Raw genomic sequence first — 17,394 nt, forward strand, 5'->3', positions numbered from 1 at the left:
TGACAGAAATATTTTAAGTTTTTATTGAAAAATGTCGACACCCTATTAGCTTTTTCTATATGTCTCTTAAGTTCTTCAAAGGTGGACAATCCTTCTTAATCTTAGTAAATCTTTGTGAATGCATGGAATATCTATTAATGAAACATGTCTAACACATCGATTCGCTTTGGTGCAGCCGTCCCTTAAGCTGTTGCTCGGGGTGAAAATGTGCTTGTCATTTGATATTATGGGGCTGAAAAGGAATGAACGAAAATAAGAAGAGATATCTTAATCCGAATGACATTGCATTGCCCAGAGGATATGAAATAGACATATTCTGGCCTGAATTACATATACCTATTAATCTAATGAACACAAAAGCAGGAGACATGCTGGTTGCTGATGCTGGAGTGTTAACTGGAAATGGAAAGGTAGGTAAATTAACGGCTTCCGGATATCAGCTCATTCCAGATGGTTTTAATCCTCCATTGACAGGAATGAACGAATACAACGGCTATATTTATGTTTCACATCGAGGCTCCATCAATGCTATTAAACCATATGGACAAAAAGTAAATATCCTCACCGGTCTCCCAAGTTTGGGGGATCATCATAATAAAAGAGTAGTATTTGGGGCTGACGGGAAAATGTAATTTGGACAGGGAACAGCTGTCACTTTAGGAGGTAAATTGCACCTGTTTTAAGTGCTATTTTGCACTTAAAAATACGCCTATTCTAAACAATAAAAGCACTTATCCAAACTGTGAGTTGGTAACATGTGCTTTACGTTTTATTTTAGAGGTTTTTCCAAATAGCGATAAATGGTTGTTCGAGATACTCCCCATTTTTCCGCCACATCTTTAATTGATGTGCCATTGAGCGATTTCATCATTTCAATATCTTTCGCTTTCAGTTACTCCGGACGTCCCCCAAGACGGCCACGCGCTCTAGCTGCTGCTCGTCCTGCTGCTGAGCGTTCCTCGATCAGATTCCGTTCAAATTCTGCAAAGGCTGCGAAGAGGTGGAACATTAATTGCCCCGTTGCGTTGCTTTTGTCCATCGTTAGGTTTTCTTGCAGGCTGTGAAAGCCCACACCTCGTTCATTCAAAGTATTCACAATCTGTATTAAGTCCTGCATGTTGCGACCAAGACGATCTAATCGCAAAACAACAATGGTATCGTCTTCACGTGCAAAGAGAAATTTCATATAAAAAACCTCTACTATTTGAAGCTTCTTCAATTGTAGATGTAGATTTTTATGAATTTTCTGTCACAGAATACCAACCTACTGACTTCGTTGATTGGCAAAAAGGGATATCTGTTACTGGTATATAGAGATTACCAGATGATCTAAAGCAAAATTATTTCTATTTTTATTGAGACACCACCCAAAGAGATACCATTATCATATCTAGATATTTCGCTGTTTGATAATATCCGAATAGATCGAATATATTCTAGATTACGTAATAAATACTCTGATGATAAAAAAATTGAAGAGGAACTCTTTGAATCTATTAAGAACCTTATACAAGTTCGTCATTTTATTTCTAAAGAAAATTTAACACATTTAAAAAATGAATCAGACAGACGTGCCAAATATGATTTATATTTTTAAAGAGACTTTCTCACAAAACTTTTCCCTTCCTCTAGATGAAAAATGTCCATGTTGCTCCGAAGAGCTATTCAAAGACTATGGATAAGATTGTGGAGAATTATACTTAAGTTCCAAATACAGGAGAACCTTGTCTAAGAAGTCGCAGAATATAACTTCTTCATAGACGACGAGTTATCTCAAGAGGACAAGCAACATAATATCTGTTCTATTGAAAGAGAAATACAAATATTTGGGATGAAATTAAGATGTTCGGCTTTTAAATTTCCTGAAAAATAAACAAACGAAGGAACATGATTGCTTTCTTGTTTGTTTTAAATTTCGATTCAAATAAATCCAAGAAAGAGATTTTTCTGGTATTAAGTAGAATTTTATGGTCATAAATCATGGAACAATTTCAAAAACAGTACCTTGGTTAAAATCAGTCGCTTTCATAGAGCCATAAACCCCTAAATATAGTCTGGTTTGATCCAGATTCGTTCCCAAACTAACATAATAAGCTGATTGCGACCCAAAGTTATAATCGGTTTCAATAACACTAAAATCATTTAGTTTACAATCTGTACTTACCCTGGTATAAGCTAAAACCCCTCTAACCGGAGGTCGAGATTCTTCCTTCCGGGCAAGATCGGTAAACACAACGCTTCCCGTTAAATTTGGGATTCTATTCCCCATATACGGCTGGACTCCTGTAAGTGCAGTTCCTCCAAACTTATCGGGTCGAGGATCTTTATGAAAATAACTAGTTAAAGGCTGTAGACGCCTCACAGAAGTTTTTACTGTGTCATTGTAATAAGCAATCGTTTTCTCATTCAAAGTCGGATTTGCAGAACAGTCCCTTATAAACGAAGTAGGAAAAGCACCTTCCCACCCTCGCCATCCAAAGTTAATAAATCCTTCTTGGTCAGGTTTAATTCTCATTAAAGAAGCTTGAATAAGCTGAGTAACCGGTATTGGTTTATAATGAACGAATGAAAAAATTGACTCTACCAAATCCTGTCCGACATTCCCCACATATTTGATATACTGATTATAAAACTTTTGAAATGAAATGCCTGTTATATTGCGAACCCCTTTTGCAATGACCGTAAGCGTTTCCTGAATAGGTGAGGGAAGTTCATTAAAACGTGTGACTACGGGTGGATCATCGATAAATGTATTCTTAACTACATCAATTTCAATTATTTTACCAGCTATCTCCATATCATCCTGACTTAAATTAAATGGATCATAGCCTGATCCACCATCTCCAGTTGTTAAAATAAGTTTTCCGGTTTCAGGTGAAAAGTTTAAGCTATTGACACCATTATGATTAAAAAATGGTCTTCTTATGTTAAATAATGTCCGTCGTTTTTGAGGTTGACCATTCGATTGTAAAATCCATTCTTCAACTGTATCAATATGATCATATTGAGTTTCTCTATTTATCCACTTTAGGTTTAAAGTTCTGGGATCACACGGGTTAGGCTTAAAATGTTCAGTAAGGGCCCCTGGCCCTTGTGTTCCAGCTACTGAATAATGAAGATAAAACAAACCGTTATAATAAAATTCTGGATGAAACGCTAGCCCTATTAATCCCCGTTCATCATATCCCCTACCTGAAACACCTTGTTCAGAACTACCTAATTTTAAGATTCGCGAGCGAATATCTAAAAAAATCCTAATAACTCCGTTTCCTATGTAAAATATCTCTCCTACCTGAGTTGCAATAAATAGGCTTTCAATTGAGTCTCCCGGAAGTATAGCTGTTTTCAAAACAGTGGGTAAATTTATTTTACTTACAATGGGCCGTAAACTAACCTTAACTTTTATCAACTATTTACACTCCTTCTTATTGTTTTCTTTTATAAGAATATGATTAGAACTGTTCTATTAGTATCAAATAAAGGCCGGGAAATTTACTTAATAATATAAACATATATAGAACAATCTCTTTGTCCACATCTTCAATTTGAATTTCAGCTTGAATCCGTATTTTTGTCGGTTGTCCTTCATAAATAACATCTAAGGTTCCAATTTCTTTTACTTCGTTTTCTTCTTTCATTAAATAGTATTGATTTCGTCTTAACTAAAACCTGAATCCAATATTGAGGATGATAACGTTTTAAAAAAAGTTCTTCCTCTTCAAGAACAAAATTCATTCTTGCTGCATATGATGCTTCTTCATAGTCATTTGTATTATTTTTTTGTTAACCATATAAATGGCCGGACAAACGTTGGCTCGTTTTGAACGTCACAGTTCATCAAATATATTCGATTTTTCAACTCAACAGCCATTCGGCCATGTCGGTGAAATGTTTATCGACCAAACCAGGGATATGGACTTTGTTCCCGCGGAAAGAACTTTGGCTTTAAAGTCGTACGAGTCACTCTTAAAACCGGTAAATTAGGACTTTCTTGTGAATAAGAAAGGTGAGGAGAATTCCCAAGGTTGTATTCGTCCAGTTCAAACAAAATTTAGTCCGAAGGAAAAGTCTTTATATATTGTCGATTTTGGAATCTTAGGAATTCCGACTATTGGAAAAAAAACGATCCCTAAAACCGGTTCTATATGACGTGTTAAAAAGGATAGAGGACTTGGACTTTAATTGAAATGACTGCTGTTTACTCTGAATTACCACTCGAAATATGATTGATTTTCTTTTCTTTTTTTAGTGATGTTAGTAGGTATAAGTGATGTAGTGAAGGCGATTGCATAGATAAATGCGTTTTATGTGAAGTTTCGTACAAAAAAAGGATGGAGTAATAAAGCTTATGTGCTGTAAGAAGAGAAGGAGGAACTCATGAATTGGTTTAGCATTTTATCACATGAATCATACAAGCTCCACCATTATTTTAAAACGTTTTCTTATTCTAAAAAGCTCGTATTAGCCGCCCTTTTTTCTGCACTTGCAGCTATCCTGCAGTCAACCGGAAACTTTCTCCCAGGGATCGGTTATTTTATCAGTCCTTTTGCCACTCTCCCTATCTTGATTAGTACCATTATATCTATTCCCTTTGGGCTTCAAAGTTACGTTTTAACGTTTCTTTTACTGATTCTGATCCAACCTGGCGAATCTTTTGTTTTCCCGTTTACAACAGGGATAGTAGGTTTAGGAATTGGAATAGCTCTTCTTATTTTAAAAAGACGAATTGGCATCATAGTTTTTACGTCTATATTATTAATGGGTGGAATTTGTTTTCTTCTATATATTGTCCATTTCCCTGTTTTAGGACCAATCGCCAGTACATCTCTTTCATTAAAGGTTATAGGATTTATTTACATTTTTTCTTTTATATATAGCTGGGTATGGGCTGAATTAAGCAGGTTTATCTTTAAGAAATGGTATAAATTTATGGGGAAAAATAGGTAAGCAAGTTTAGGGCGCATTGCCAGGAATAAGAAATGCGCTCTTTCTTTGTAAAGGTTCATATAGTTTAATAAGATGTTAGTCACAAAAGAATTTCTTGTTAAAGTATCTTCATATCAGGATCATTTTCGCTACTCCGTTAACGGGCGCGATTGCGGAATAACGAGCAGTCGTTTTTTTACTAAACCGATCACAATAGTACTATAAATGATTGAATATTAATAATTAAGAAACCCAGCTAATCTTCATATGAAGGTAGCTGGGTTTTTTAAGTTGGATGTGCAAAATATCGCCTAAAATAAGTGCAAAATAACTCCTAAAGTGACAGCATGGGGATTGAGGAATCCTTTTCGTCTGAAATTTGATCATGAGAATCGCTTGTTCGCAACCATTCATGGGATTGATGAACGTGGAAGCAGACCAATTGCTAACTCACCAGATGAGTTTCATATTATAAGTCCCGGTACCTGGTATGGCTGGCCTGATTATACTGGCGGGCTTCTTGATACATTACCAATGTTTAAACCGGATAACAAACCTCAGCCAGAGTATCTATTACGTTCCCATCCGATGCAGCCGCCAAAGCCTCTGGCAAGTTTTGAACCACATTCTGCGACTTTGGCATCTTCCCGCCTAAGGGAAACCCTCCATTACCAACCGGTGTTATTTGGCGTGTGATAAAAAAGTAACATAGAGTTTTTTTGTTTAAGTATGCTATTTAGCGGTTATTTTGAACAATTACTTGAAGTCGTTTAAACATAAATGCAGTAAGCTCGACCCATAATCCAGCTGTACAAAAATGAAAATAAGGAAATTGGAAGAATCGCGCTTCCGAATATGATCAGAATCCCGTTTAGCAATAAGACTGCGCCTGTAATAATCAGGCTCAGGCGCCTTTTCCATATATGGCATGCAAAACCGATGCCAATCCATCCCTAACAAACCACTTAAATGCAAAGATTATTACTTCACTCGGTTGAATGAACCAAGCAAACCATATCTTACTGATAAAACCATACTAAGGATAGCGGGTGCCGTTGTAAGGGGACTAATGAACAAACCAGCTGCCGGAATCAATCCGCCAGCTTTCTGGAGAGTAGCCGCCATAGTACTTAGCAGTGCAATGACCGTAATCTTTCTTGAAATAGAAGCCTTTTCATTAAAGGCATAGTGGACTATTTTCGCATGATCTGTAATTGGTTGAAGTAACAATTTATGCTCACCCCTTCAATCGTTGGTCATGCATACTATATTCGGCTTCTCTTTCCTTTATTTATTAAAGTTTTGTGAGTTATCTAACGAGAGTCCTTTAAACGTTCACTCAACCTGAAACTTTCTTGATAATCAACCTCACATTCAACAATTACCGGTCCATCTTCAGATATTGCTTTTTGTAAGACTGTTGTTAGCTCTGCCGCTTTATTTACCTTATATCCTTTCGCACCATATGCTCTTGCAAGGGCGGCAAAATCCGGGTTATTAAATTGGATGTTAGATGAATGCCCTAACTTGTTTCTTTGTTCCCATTCAATCATACCGTATCTTCCATCTCGCCAAATCATAATAACAATCGGTATCTTCAAGCGAACTGCTGTTTCAAACTCTGCTATTGACATGATAAAAGCCCCGTCGCCGCATACAGCCATTACTTTTTTTTCAGGACAGGCAAGTTTTGCACCAATTGCTCCCGGAAGTGCAATCCCCATTGAAGCAAGCCCATTTGATAGGATACATGTATTTGGCTTTAATGTCTCATATTGCCGAGCAATCCACAGTTTATGAGCTCCAACATCTGAAATTAAAATATCGTCATTTGATAGAACTTCCCGTATTTCCTTAATGATACGTTGAGGAGCCATTGGGTATGAATTACTGGTTGAATGTAACAAACGATCTGTCATTATCGTTTCCTTTACATTACGATAAAATGGATCGATTTCTTTCCTTTGGTCAATTTGGTCAATTAAACGCAAAAGATTTGCAGATAAGTCACCAACAAGGGAAGCTTTTACCGGATAATAGTGATCTAACTCATGGTCTTGTACATCGATATGAATGATCGGTGATAGTAATGGGTTCCATTTTTTAGGTTCGTATTCGATGGGATCATATCCTATAGCAATGACTAAATCTGCCCGGCTAAAGGCTTGATTTACAATATCACCTTCTGGTAGCCCAATTGTTTGTAAATGAAGTGGATGATTTTCTGGAACGACGCCTTTCGCCATAAATGTTTCTGTGAAAGGGGCTTGAAGCTTTTCAATTAAAGTTAAAATATCCCTAGATGCCCCACCTTTTGAGGCATTATTCCCTATTAAAAATAGTGGGAACTTTGCTTGATTGATAGCCATAGCCACATCATTGATTGCTTGCTCGGACGACCGTACTTTTTTGTCATAAAGCTGAGTTTGTAAAGGTTCTCCATGGACAAGGGAGGTGGCGATATTATTTGGAAACTCGATATGGATGGCTCCAGTCAAATCCTTTGCAGCAAATGCAAAAGCCTTTGTTATAATTTTAGGAATAACTGAACCATCGTTAATAGGTGTACTCCATTTAGTAATCGGGCGGTATAGCTCGAGAAGATTTATATATTGATGCGCCCCCTTATGCTGCATAGGGAGATCGTTCTGTGCCGTAATTGCAATTAGCGGAATTCGATCCAAAGTAGCACAGGCAACCCCCGTCACCATATTGGTAGCCCCGGGTCCAAGTGTTGAAAGACAAACTCCAGGTTTTCCTGTCAACTTACCCATCATCCCAGCGATAAACGCTGCTCCAGTTTCATGCCGGCAAACGATAAATTGTATGCTCGACTTATTTATCGCGTCCAGCACATCTATGTTTTCTTCCCCCGGCACTCCAAATATGTACTCGACACCCTGATCCTCTAAACATTTTACAAAAAGCTCTGCTGCCTTCAAAAATACATCCCCTTCCTAAAAGCCACTAGTTTTATATCCTTATTAACTTACCTTTTATCTATCCCCTTTCAGGATGGATTTATTCGAGATCAAAAATACGTTATTACTGAATTTATATCAGGGCGAACAAATTTGTTAACTCAAGTAATTTCTACGAGTCACTATCAAATCGTGTGAGTTAAAAATCGAAGATGGATTCCCCGTGATGGGAATGTTTTATTATTCCGATAATGTAGTTGCCCACTTTGTTTATTTATATCCTAATATCGGTATTTATTGTTTGTATTTTGCGGTGCCCTCGATAGTTAATCGTTTTTATTAGGATAGAGCTTTATTGTAGTGTAGGGAATTTAACGATGATAAAGAAGATTGGAGTTCATTGAAAAAGGTTTGTATACTATAAGTGGAAACATATTTTTTTGTGGATTCTACTATCTCTTTGATTATATATTCCATTACTATTCATTTTTAATTTTCTATTCCGTCTAAATTCTTTTATATGGATTATATGTAAATATTTTGATTCCGAACAGTTGAATGATACAATATGTAAATAAATCTTGTAACAATGAAAAACAATACAATTCATAGGAGTGAAAGAAATGTCAGTTGATGTTTATCTTAATTTTAATGGGAACTGTCGTGAAGCAGTAGAGTTTTACGCACATGTTTTTGGAACAGAAACACCACAAATTATGACCTTTGGAGAAACACCACCTAACCCTGATTTCCCTCTTCCAGATGAAGCAAAAAATTTAGTCATGCACACAAGACTTAATATTGATGGAAGTAATGTAATGTTTTCTGATGTTTTTCCTGATATGCCTTTTGTTGAAGGAAACAACATAAGCCTTGCAGTAGTTAATAAGAACATGGATGAAGTTAAATCTATCTTTAATAAACTGAAAGAAGGCGGCACAGTAGTCATGGACCTTCAAGAAACATTCTGGAGTAAACTCTACGGTCAGGTAACAGATAAATTCGGAATTATTTGGCAATTGAATTATGATACTGAAGAAATGTGAAAATTCATTTTTTATAGAAATTTACAATGAAGGATATAGGACTTTTCTCTAGAGAAAAGTTTCTATATCCTTTTTGTTTTTTTCTAATTGAGGATGGTTGAAGGGATAGATTTTAAAAGAAGTAATGAAATTTTAGACTAATGCATGGTTACATTTCACCAATGGCAGGTATACATTACAACTTAATATCAACAAGAATGTGTAAAGATAAATTTAAAAGTCTCCGTTTACGAACATATTAACATCTCAAATACCATCATTTAGTCTAGGTTTGGCTGGGTCGCAGTTAGGCTTTTCTGAATTGGTCGATTCAGCGAGTTTCATTAAATAATAGCATTCTTCACGCGACATATGATCCGCCATTAATGGAGAAAATGTTCCTAGAGCTTGTACACTAAGTTCAAGTTCCTCCAATTCATTTAGAAAGTGCTGAAAAAGTTTTATTTCTAATTTGACCTCTGCATTCATCTTTTCTAATGCAGGGAAAGTGGATAAATTAGTCCGTAAATATCCGGCCAATTCGACTGCTTTTATATAATAATCATTAAAATGCTTCGTATATTGGACACTTTTCTCTTTTAATCGTTTTTCAACATCATCCAATTTGGATGATATGGCACCCGCATGCCCAGCGGCATCTAACAGCCAAACCAAATGATGATGGAGCTCATGATAAACTGGTGGAGTTTGATTGGATTTAAAGTGTTTTAATAACCTTAAATATTCTTCTAATTCGTTCACCATATGATTCAAAAATGTCGGTGAAAGATGTATTTTGATTCTCCCTACTAAATGTTTTTTCATTAGTTTTAACTTAAACTCTCGAAGTTTTAAAGCCGCATCTTCTGCCGCAAAAGTCAATTGTGAAATATCTTCCGAATTGACTTTACCAAGGAGAGTGTCAAATATTCGAATAAACTCCGATGCAATTTCAATATTTTTCAGTTCAACAGGTGCTAAAGACTCATGGATAAAACGGGAATGATCTCCTAAGATTTGCAGCCAAAACTGATGCTCGAATCTTGCTGTCTTTTCCCATACTTCGTTCATTTGTATCCCCCATATCCTAAAATATCAAAACCACTTATGATTTTTTATTCCTTTAAAGATATACTTATGAACAAAAGAATGAAAAAAGGTCAGCAAATTATGTTTATCCGCAAGTTTTTTAAATTATCATTCTAAACGGAAAGATTAAGGTGCGTTGCAGTCCTCTTTGCACTTCAACTTATACTAACCAAGCAGATGAAGAATGTATCTTCACTAGTTATGACTTATCCCAATAATCTTTACCTTGCAATCTGTTTGTATAAGCAACAAATGAAGTATAATAAAGTGTACTCTTATTTATTTTAGGATTAAAAAGAAAAGGCAAAACAAATAGGGACAAGTAGTTTTAAAGTCCTTGAGAATAGAGATTCACTTTTTCTGAAAAAGAAAAACTCATAGAAAACGCTATCCTTCCTGTATATTTCTACAAAAAGAATAACATTATGATGTTAAAAAAGAAGAGTGTTCATTTAAAATTAGCACTCTCCTTATACTAAACAATGCATAGATACCATTTTTATTTATTATATTTTGCAAAAGTTTCAATTACTACCCTAGTTAATATCTCAATTCCTGTGAAAATGGCTTCCTGATTAAATACCATGTTGGGATGATGTAGACCAGGCTCTAAATCGCAGCCCACCCCCAGCATTGTGGCCTTGATTGCAGGCCTTTCTTTTGTATAAAAATGAAAATCTTCTCCACCGGGGGTGATAATAGGCTCCACAAGCCCTTGTGCCCCTAGAGTGTTTTCGATTGCTTTCTCCATAAATTCTGCTGCTTCTTGATCAACAGATGCGGCATAAACTCTTTCTTTGTGCTTGAAGCTTATTTGGCATTGATAGAAGACAGACATTTTTTTCAGGACATCGTCCACTTTCTCAATCAATTCATCCATTGCTTCATTTGTTTGCGCACGTAAATCTAGACTGAACTTGCAGGACCCAGGTATAATATTCGCATTTTCCCCTCCCGCAGAAACCTGTGTCATTTTGACTGAATAAGATAGTTGCGGGTTTAGACGGATTCCTTTAATTTGATCAACAATCGTAGTAATCACTTCAATGGCATTTAAAGTTATATGCGGTCTTGCGCCATGTCCGTCAAATCCGTGAATCTCACCATATACTGTATCAGCTGAGCCATGAATAATTCCGGAAGAAGCTTGTCCATACTTAATTTCCTGAATAGGACGCAGGTGAAGGCCATATAGAAAGTCAACATCATCCAGTACCTGTTTCTCAATTATCTTTAAAGCACCTTCACCAACTTCTTCAGCTGGCTGAAAAATAAATTTTAACGTACCTGGAAGAATAATCTTCATTTTTCTTAATAAAAGCAAGACACCTAATACAATCGTCATATGAGCATCATGTCCACAGGAATGGTTAGCACGAAAAGTCCCGTCCACATCCTGAAGTAGAGCATCCATATCAGCTCGTAATCCAATCGTTAAATTACTTTTACTGTCCTCTGGTGACCACTTACCTACAACTCCAGGCATATCCGAAAAACTGGTCACTTCAAGCCCGTTTTGTTGGATCACCTTTGAAATATAAGATGTAGTCTGGAACTCTTTCCAGCTCACTTCAGGATTCTCATGAAGATGGTGGAAAATCTCCAAAACTTGAGGTTTTATTTCCTTCAATAATTCCTTCATCAAACCGCTCCTTATTTTCTCAGGAGATACCGAGAGCGACTGCCGCTATTAATGCTAAACTAGCAATCAAAGTCCATCCGAGAATTAATTTCCAAATAAATTTAACCCATCTCTCATATGGAATTCCAGCAATAGCCAGGTATCCCATTAATGCTGAGGACGTTGGAATGATGGAGTTCGTAACAGAATCCCCATATTGGAAGGCAAGAACGGCAAGCTGTCTTTCCAATCCCAAAATATCAGAAATAGGAACCATAATTGGCATTGTAGCCGCAGCCTGTCCACTGCCTGAAGAAATGAATAAACTAAGAAATGCTTGGGTGAAAAACATACCTACGACATTCAATGTTTGTGGTAGGTGGCTTATCCCCGAAGCTGCCATAAAGACCAACGAATCTATGATTTTACCTTCTTCTAAAACTAATGTAATTGCCCTTGCAAAGCTACCCGATTTCTCATCCTCAACACGGTCGAATTCACCGGCAGGAATTACATATGAAGCAAGTCCTGCCATGATGATTATGATAAATATGAGCGTATATGTATGTGGCACTTTTAACCATGCCTATTTCTTAACAGTCACATTATTTTTTTCCGTTTCCACCATTTCACCTCATCCTAAATGATTTGCTCAAGCAATTTCAATAAAAATATTAAACTTGCTCTTTCTTTATGGTTAATTGCCCAAGAACTTCCTCGTTGATATTAATTCCAAGCCCCGGTTCTCTTGTAAGATGTACATAGGGAATTTCATAATCAAGATTTCCAATATCCTGACTGAATAGCAGTGGACCTGTAAGTTCTGTACTGGTAATATTTTTTCGTGAAATGGCCGTATGGTATCCTGCTGACGATCCGATTGAGGATTCTACCATGGACCCAATTTGGCAGCTGATACCTGCAATCTCAGCTGTCTTTGCCAAATGGATTGCCTGATAAATTCCACCGCACTTCATTAGTTTTATATTGATTTTATCTACGGCCTTCTTTTTAATTAGTTCCTGTAGATGGTACCCGTGATGGATGCTTTCATCAGCCATAATGGGAATGGTTGTTTTTTCTTTGAGTTCTGCAAGACCGTCAATGTCTCCCATTCTAATCGGCTGTTCTAACCATGAAAGGTGAAATGGTTCCAAAGCTTTTACTGCTGGAAGGGCATTGGCATAAGTTCCCCATCCCTGATTGGCATCTACCCGAATTGGAAACTTCTCCCCCACTTTTTCTCGAACCGCTGATATACGCTCTACATCTGACTCAATACCCCAACCTACCTTAAGTTTTAACGAAGTATATCCTTGGTCGACAGCTTCCTGAGCTTTTTCAGCCATAATCTCTGGTTCGTCAATACTTAAAACCTTAGCAAAAGTTAGGGATTCATGAAATTTCCCACCTAATAAATCATAAATCGGCAATTTTGTGAATTTTCCCATAAGATCATAGCAGGCAATATCAATTGCCGCTTTTGCTGAAGGATTTCCCATAATGGCCGAATTCATAATGTCGTGAATTTTTTCCAAATTAAATGGATTTTCTTGTTTCACAGCAGGCAATAGAACATGCTTTAATACTTCGAATGTTGCATAAAACGTTTCCCCTGTTACATGTTCATCAGGTACTGCTTCCCCATATCCTACTAGCCCGTTATCGGCTATCAATTTTACGATAACAGAAGGCATATACTTATATGTTTCATAGGAAATAACAAATGGTTCTTTTAAAGGCAAATGAGTGGCATAAATTTCACAACGTTCAATAATCAAAACTAAACTCCCCTTCCAAAGTGTCGCTATATGTCGTTAATAAAAATAATATATACTAATCTCCTTTTTCTGTAAAGTCTGAATTTTTAAATTTCAGTTGGGTTCTTTAATTTTTCGGTAGCTAAATATAAATTTCGAGGTCTTCCTTGATCGTAGGGATGTTCCTCACCTCCTTTTGAAAGACAACCTCCTTCAATGAGCCTTTTAATGAATCTTTCTGCCGATCGACGGGTGCAATTCATGTATTCCTCTAGCTCTGCTGCAGAAAAAGCTCGAAAATTGTTTATGGAAATAAACTGATGAATTAACTTTATATTTTTTGCACTCATTTTAAGTTCTCTAGCTAGTCTTTGAATCGATTCATCCTCATTTTTCAATTCCACAAGGTGATTTTCTTCAAATAAAGGTCCTTGCAATTTTTGATCTTCATCCACCAAGCATGCGATCGTTTTACTCTTTAGAAATTTATTAGTAAAAAATAACGCTTGGGCTGAATGTTTTTCCGCCTCCTGAATTGTGTACCCATAACCAATACCAATTTGGAATAAAGTTTGAAATTCTCCTTCCATTTGTCCGATAATATCATTATAAGTATCGTTTTCGAACGCCTGCAATGCTCCACGTGTTGTATAAATCAAATATGGATTTAAGTATTCAAGAGAAACACGAGCTTGTAGCCTTTTACCCAACTTCTGTAAAAAATTTAAAAATGAATCACTTCCCTTAAGATTTTGTTGATAATCTTGAATAGAAATAACAGCAATCTGAGATTCTTCCGTTTTCTTTAGTTTCAACAAGGATATAGCTTTTGTTAGGCTTTCAATTAAGGTATGTTTGGGCTGGACCATATATCTAGAAGGAATGGATAGCCTTTGAAGCTCCTGATAAACTGCATGAATACTCGTTAGTGCAAAAAGGGTTTTTCCTTCCTTAAATTGTTGGCTGTGAAATTGGACATATTCAGCAATATTTAGTGTTTGGGTTTCTTCATCCCTCTTATAAATCCAAGGGTAATCCTTAACGGAAAGGGACTTTTCTACGATTTCTGATTCATCCAGCACCTTCATTAACCGATTTTGATCCGGTAAATCGATAGAAATTTCATTTAAAGTCACTTGTTCCCGATGAGAAATCGATAATAACGAGAGTGCTACAGTCAATTCATCAAAAGGAACATATATAGCTTCTATTACATTTTTTTTAACTTGATTGTAACCATAATAAAAAGGGATTGAACCTGAAAACAGTACTAAATCAGTTTGTTTACCAGCTTCTTCTATTAACAGACTGCTTTCTTCCGGCATCTTGTACTGAAAAGAAATAAATAGAACTTCAGGAAATAAGGGATAATGGACAGATAAGGATTCTAAAAAATACTTTGAGCCTATAACACCAATTTTCATTATGCTGTTTCACCTCTAAAATGAAATATAATAATATTATAACGGCAGAATCGTATCAGTAACTATTTTATATTAAATAATATACCAAAGTCCTGCACACTCCCGAGGGTAAGTCCCAATCGCCATCAAGTTAAGAAATTTATTGTTTCCCAAAACCTTTATTGGTCCATTTAGAACGGTTTTAACTACACTGTTATTGGGGTTGTGGTCTTTTTAGGTTGGTAAATCAATATGTCAAGAGCAAGAGTAATATAATATCAAATAGGTATATTAATTTACGCTTATTGATTTAATATTTACAATTAAATTATTTTTTAAAAATTTAAGAAGTAGGAACCATCCCCCTCTAAACGGACATTTAAAATAAACCCTGAAATCGAAACCTTTATAACAATATATATTTATTTAATGTCACACATTATAAAAGGTAAAAAAAGAAAGATAGGTGAGCAGAATAAAACATGCTCTATCTATCCTTCTTTGTACTACAAATAACCCCTTTTACAAAATTTGTTGTTTCACTCAAGCACCTGTTAGTTGATTAAGCAGAGTTACGATTATTCTTCTACATCACACAAATCTTCTGCAATCTGTTTTATTTTTTTAAATCCAATTCCTTCTCTTTGCTCTAAGGATAATGGGTGTTGTGTTGGTTCTAATTCTATATAAGGCCGCAAACCTATTGGACGAGTGTGTACCATTGTTTTTAAGTTAAGTGTTTCAGGATATCAAGGAATAGAAGTTTGCAGCCAACCAAACATAGGTTTCAAATCCTTTTCTCTTCCTTCTACTTCCCAATACTCCATCATTTTATCAAAATTTGTTTCACTTAATGAAACCCAAACATCCCAAATAAAAGGACCTTCCCTATCTATTACTGGAAGTTCAATACATCCACGAATAAAGAAATATTCAACATCAATAATACACACATCTTCATTCATCTCTATTCGTTTTTCTTGTTCTTCGATTGGTACTTCTTCATAGTAATCAGGAACAGGACTTCCATAACTCAAGGGAAGTTCTTCGTGGTAATTTCCACAACATTTACATTGATAACCAATATTATAATTGCTCATTTTACATCCCCCATATGAAAAACAATAGCGTTATCTCAATGTTAACCCAAAAAGACAATACTAAGTTTGATAATTTAGCCTGACACGTTAGTCGAATAACATAAAATTCTTATTTAACTAAACTACCCCTTTAGTTAAATAAGAAAGAGGCTGCCACAGCAACCCCTGTTATTGAAGAAAGTACCCATTTTGAACAAGAATATCTTTTAAAAGTAGTCGGGAATATCAAAAGATATGGAGTCAATATCATTTTCTTTAGAATAATACATACAAATACTATCCTTATATTTTTGCTTAGAAGAAGGTATTTCAATAAAATTAAATCTTCTATAAAAATATGTCCCAATATCGCTATATAAGAAGAAATTATTACAATCTAAATTTTGCTCTAATTTGTTTATCACTTCTTCAATTAATATAGAAGCATACCCTTTTTGTCTTAAATATAAAGGAGTAGCAATTGACCCAATCCCTCTAACAAGTAAGTCTTCTGAAGGATTTAGTTCATATACTATTAGGGAACTTAATAACTCTTTTGTATCAGTTTCCTCCAGAACATACCATTTCCCCTTTTTGTACTTACTTGAACCCTGACACATCCTTACATATTCTTGAGAAAGCATTTTGTCTCCCCAAACATCATAGCCCATCATATAAACTACTTCCATATCCTTGTCAGTTGCTTCTCTAATTTTTTTCAATATATCTCTCCTTATGACTGTATTTTCTTATAGATTCACTTCGCCTGTTAGCCTATACCTTGTGGTTTGAAATCCTGCGAATAAACGAGTCTTCGTGAGCATTATCTATTAAACTGAGGGAGTTCTATAACTTGTTACACCTACTCTAATTCACCTATAAACCAAATATCCTTTTTATAAACCTCCCCATCTTCATCATTTATTTCTTCTTTAAATCCTAAAACATTCATATTTTCGGAGATGTTTATTCTCCATTCATTTTCAAAATTTCCTTCTTCAGACAGGGGAATCCACTTTTGAAACTCGTCATTTCTTTCAAAGAACCCCTCAAAGTGAGAATTACCACAAAACACTATAATTTGGGAATCAAACAATGCTGGAAAATCAATAGAAACCACCACTCGACACTTATCAGGAGTATTTGGTTTGATTTCAATCAAATGTTCAGCCCTGTCTAATAAAGTTTGGACGCAAATTCGCTTAATTCCAAATGGAGTCCTATCGGAATCAATAAAACCTTGATCAACTGGTAAATGAAGATGCCAATATCCCTTATAAAAGTCCGAAGGAAAATCAGTTGTTTCCTCCCCAATTCGTTTTATCATATTTCTTGTCTTTCGTTTTAAACCTCTTAACTTCTTATTACGCATGATTATCTCCCATCTAATACCCACTCAATTTTAACATTCTTCCCAATATAATTATTGCTGCTTTTTAGAGTTTCCTATTTTATGAAATTCAATATTCTCGATAGTTACAGAACAGTTTGTTGTATTACTTTTGCTATTATTTTTTTGTTTAAAAGTTTTACTTTGTTGCTTGTAATATTCGTATATCTGTTCGTTTGT

14 protein-coding genes and 2 pseudogenes are annotated in these 17,394 nt (G+C 35.6%); 4 read left to right on the plus strand and 12 right to left on the minus strand.

What is annotated here, in order from left to right; translation table 11 throughout:
• Positions 1-242 precede the first annotated feature (242 nt).
• Positions 243-632: a hypothetical protein gene (locus ACQKMR_RS12175; protein WP_427697532.1), complete on the plus strand. Its 390-nt coding sequence runs from the start codon at positions 243-245 to the stop codon at positions 630-632.
• Positions 633-769: 137 nt separating this feature from the next.
• Here the strand turns inward: ACQKMR_RS12175 and ACQKMR_RS12180 are convergent.
• Positions 770-1,174 (minus strand): annotated as a pseudogene (locus tag ACQKMR_RS12180) (recombinase family protein); the annotation flags it as partial.
• A gap of 804 nt (positions 1,175-1,978) precedes the next feature.
• Positions 1,979-3,409 (minus strand): PQQ-dependent sugar dehydrogenase, encoded by a 1,431-nt coding sequence (locus ACQKMR_RS12185; protein WP_427697533.1) that lies wholly within the window; start codon positions 3,407-3,409, stop codon positions 1,979-1,981.
• A gap of 968 nt (positions 3,410-4,377) precedes the next feature.
• Here ACQKMR_RS12185 and ACQKMR_RS12190 point away from each other — a divergent pair.
• Both ACQKMR_RS12190 and ACQKMR_RS12195 read left to right on the plus strand, forming a co-directional pair.
• Positions 4,378-4,947 carry a hypothetical protein gene (locus tag ACQKMR_RS12190; RefSeq protein WP_427697534.1) on the plus strand — a complete coding sequence of 190 codons (570 nt, stop codon included), beginning with the start codon at positions 4,378-4,380 and terminating at the stop codon, positions 4,945-4,947.
• A gap of 306 nt (positions 4,948-5,253) precedes the next feature.
• Positions 5,254-5,622: a PQQ-dependent sugar dehydrogenase gene (locus ACQKMR_RS12195; RefSeq protein WP_427697564.1), complete on the plus strand. Its 369-nt coding sequence runs from the start codon at positions 5,254-5,256 to the stop codon at positions 5,620-5,622.
• Between the two features lie 285 nt (positions 5,623-5,907).
• Here the strand turns inward: ACQKMR_RS12195 and ACQKMR_RS12200 are convergent, their stop codons facing one another.
• Together ACQKMR_RS12200 and ACQKMR_RS12205 are read right to left on the minus strand one after the other, a co-directional pair.
• Entirely contained in the window at positions 5,908-6,156 is a 249-nt protein-coding gene (locus ACQKMR_RS12200) for a hypothetical protein (RefSeq protein ID WP_427697535.1), read from the minus strand.
• 83 nt (positions 6,157-6,239) lie between these two features.
• Positions 6,240-7,868 (minus strand): acetolactate synthase large subunit, encoded by a 1,629-nt coding sequence (locus ACQKMR_RS12205; protein ID WP_427697536.1) that lies wholly within the window; start codon positions 7,866-7,868, stop codon positions 6,240-6,242.
• 602 nt (positions 7,869-8,470) lie between these two features.
• On the opposite strand from ACQKMR_RS12205, the gene ACQKMR_RS12210 reads away from it, so the two are divergent.
• The gene (locus ACQKMR_RS12210; RefSeq protein ID WP_427697537.1) at positions 8,471-8,893 is read left to right on the plus strand and encodes a VOC family protein; all 423 of its coding nucleotides are present in this window, start codon (positions 8,471-8,473) and stop codon (positions 8,891-8,893) included.
• A 246-nt stretch (positions 8,894-9,139) separates the two neighbouring features.
• On the opposite strand, the gene ACQKMR_RS12215 is transcribed toward ACQKMR_RS12210, so the two are convergent.
• From ACQKMR_RS12215 to ACQKMR_RS12250, 8 genes and pseudogenes are all read right to left on the minus strand, one after another.
• Complete coding sequence (locus ACQKMR_RS12215; protein ID WP_427697538.1) at positions 9,140-9,943, minus strand: DUF2935 domain-containing protein; 804 nt, start codon at positions 9,941-9,943, stop codon at positions 9,140-9,142.
• 517 nt (positions 9,944-10,460) lie between these two features.
• Positions 10,461-11,603: a M20 peptidase aminoacylase family protein gene (locus ACQKMR_RS12220; RefSeq protein ID WP_427697539.1), complete on the minus strand. Its 1,143-nt coding sequence runs from the start codon at positions 11,601-11,603 to the stop codon at positions 10,461-10,463.
• Positions 11,604-11,622: 19 nt separating this feature from the next.
• The gene (locus tag ACQKMR_RS12225; protein ID WP_427697540.1) at positions 11,623-12,156 is read right to left on the minus strand and encodes an AbgT family transporter; all 534 of its coding nucleotides are present in this window, start codon (positions 12,154-12,156) and stop codon (positions 11,623-11,625) included.
• A gap of 100 nt (positions 12,157-12,256) precedes the next feature.
• Complete coding sequence (locus ACQKMR_RS12230; protein ID WP_427697541.1) at positions 12,257-13,363, minus strand: mandelate racemase/muconate lactonizing enzyme family protein; 1,107 nt, start codon at positions 13,361-13,363, stop codon at positions 12,257-12,259.
• Between the two features lie 86 nt (positions 13,364-13,449).
• Positions 13,450-14,766 (minus strand): MarR family transcriptional regulator, encoded by a 1,317-nt coding sequence (locus ACQKMR_RS12235; protein ID WP_427697542.1) that lies wholly within the window; start codon positions 14,764-14,766, stop codon positions 13,450-13,452.
• A 557-nt stretch (positions 14,767-15,323) separates the two neighbouring features.
• Positions 15,324-15,845: pseudogene (locus tag ACQKMR_RS12240) on the minus strand (DUF2199 domain-containing protein).
• Between the two features lie 206 nt (positions 15,846-16,051).
• Positions 16,052-16,546 (minus strand): GNAT family N-acetyltransferase, encoded by a 495-nt coding sequence (locus ACQKMR_RS12245; RefSeq protein WP_427697543.1) that lies wholly within the window; start codon positions 16,544-16,546, stop codon positions 16,052-16,054.
• Between the two features lie 140 nt (positions 16,547-16,686).
• Complete coding sequence (locus tag ACQKMR_RS12250; RefSeq protein ID WP_427697544.1) at positions 16,687-17,196, minus strand: DUF3916 domain-containing protein; 510 nt, start codon at positions 17,194-17,196, stop codon at positions 16,687-16,689.
• Positions 17,197-17,394 lie beyond the last annotated feature (198 nt).

Origin of the sequence: Peribacillus sp. NPDC096540 (assembly GCF_050278525.1) — a bacterium.
Lineage (GTDB): Bacteria > Bacillota > Bacilli > Bacillales > DSM-1321 > Peribacillus.

What these genes read in the sequence shown, in the direction of transcription:
- ACQKMR_RS12210 (WP_427697537.1), top strand. Translation starts at nt 8,471, where the DNA reads ATGTCAGTTGATGTTTATCTTAATTTTAATGGGAACTGTCGTGAAGCA.
- ACQKMR_RS12215 (WP_427697538.1), bottom strand. Translation starts at nt 9,943, where the DNA reads ATGAACGAAGTATGGGAAAAGACAGCAAGATTCGAGCATCAGTTTTGG.
- ACQKMR_RS12220 (WP_427697539.1), bottom strand. Translation starts at nt 11,603, where the DNA reads ATGAAGGAATTATTGAAGGAAATAAAACCTCAAGTTTTGGAGATTTTC.
- ACQKMR_RS12190 (WP_427697534.1), top strand. Translation starts at nt 4,378, where the DNA reads ATGAATTGGTTTAGCATTTTATCACATGAATCATACAAGCTCCACCAT.
- ACQKMR_RS12250 (WP_427697544.1), bottom strand. Translation starts at nt 17,196, where the DNA reads ATGCGTAATAAGAAGTTAAGAGGTTTAAAACGAAAGACAAGAAATATG.
- ACQKMR_RS12235 (WP_427697542.1), bottom strand. Translation starts at nt 14,766, where the DNA reads ATGAAAATTGGTGTTATAGGCTCAAAGTATTTTTTAGAATCCTTATCT.
- ACQKMR_RS12175 (WP_427697532.1), top strand. Translation starts at nt 243, where the DNA reads ATGAACGAAAATAAGAAGAGATATCTTAATCCGAATGACATTGCATTG.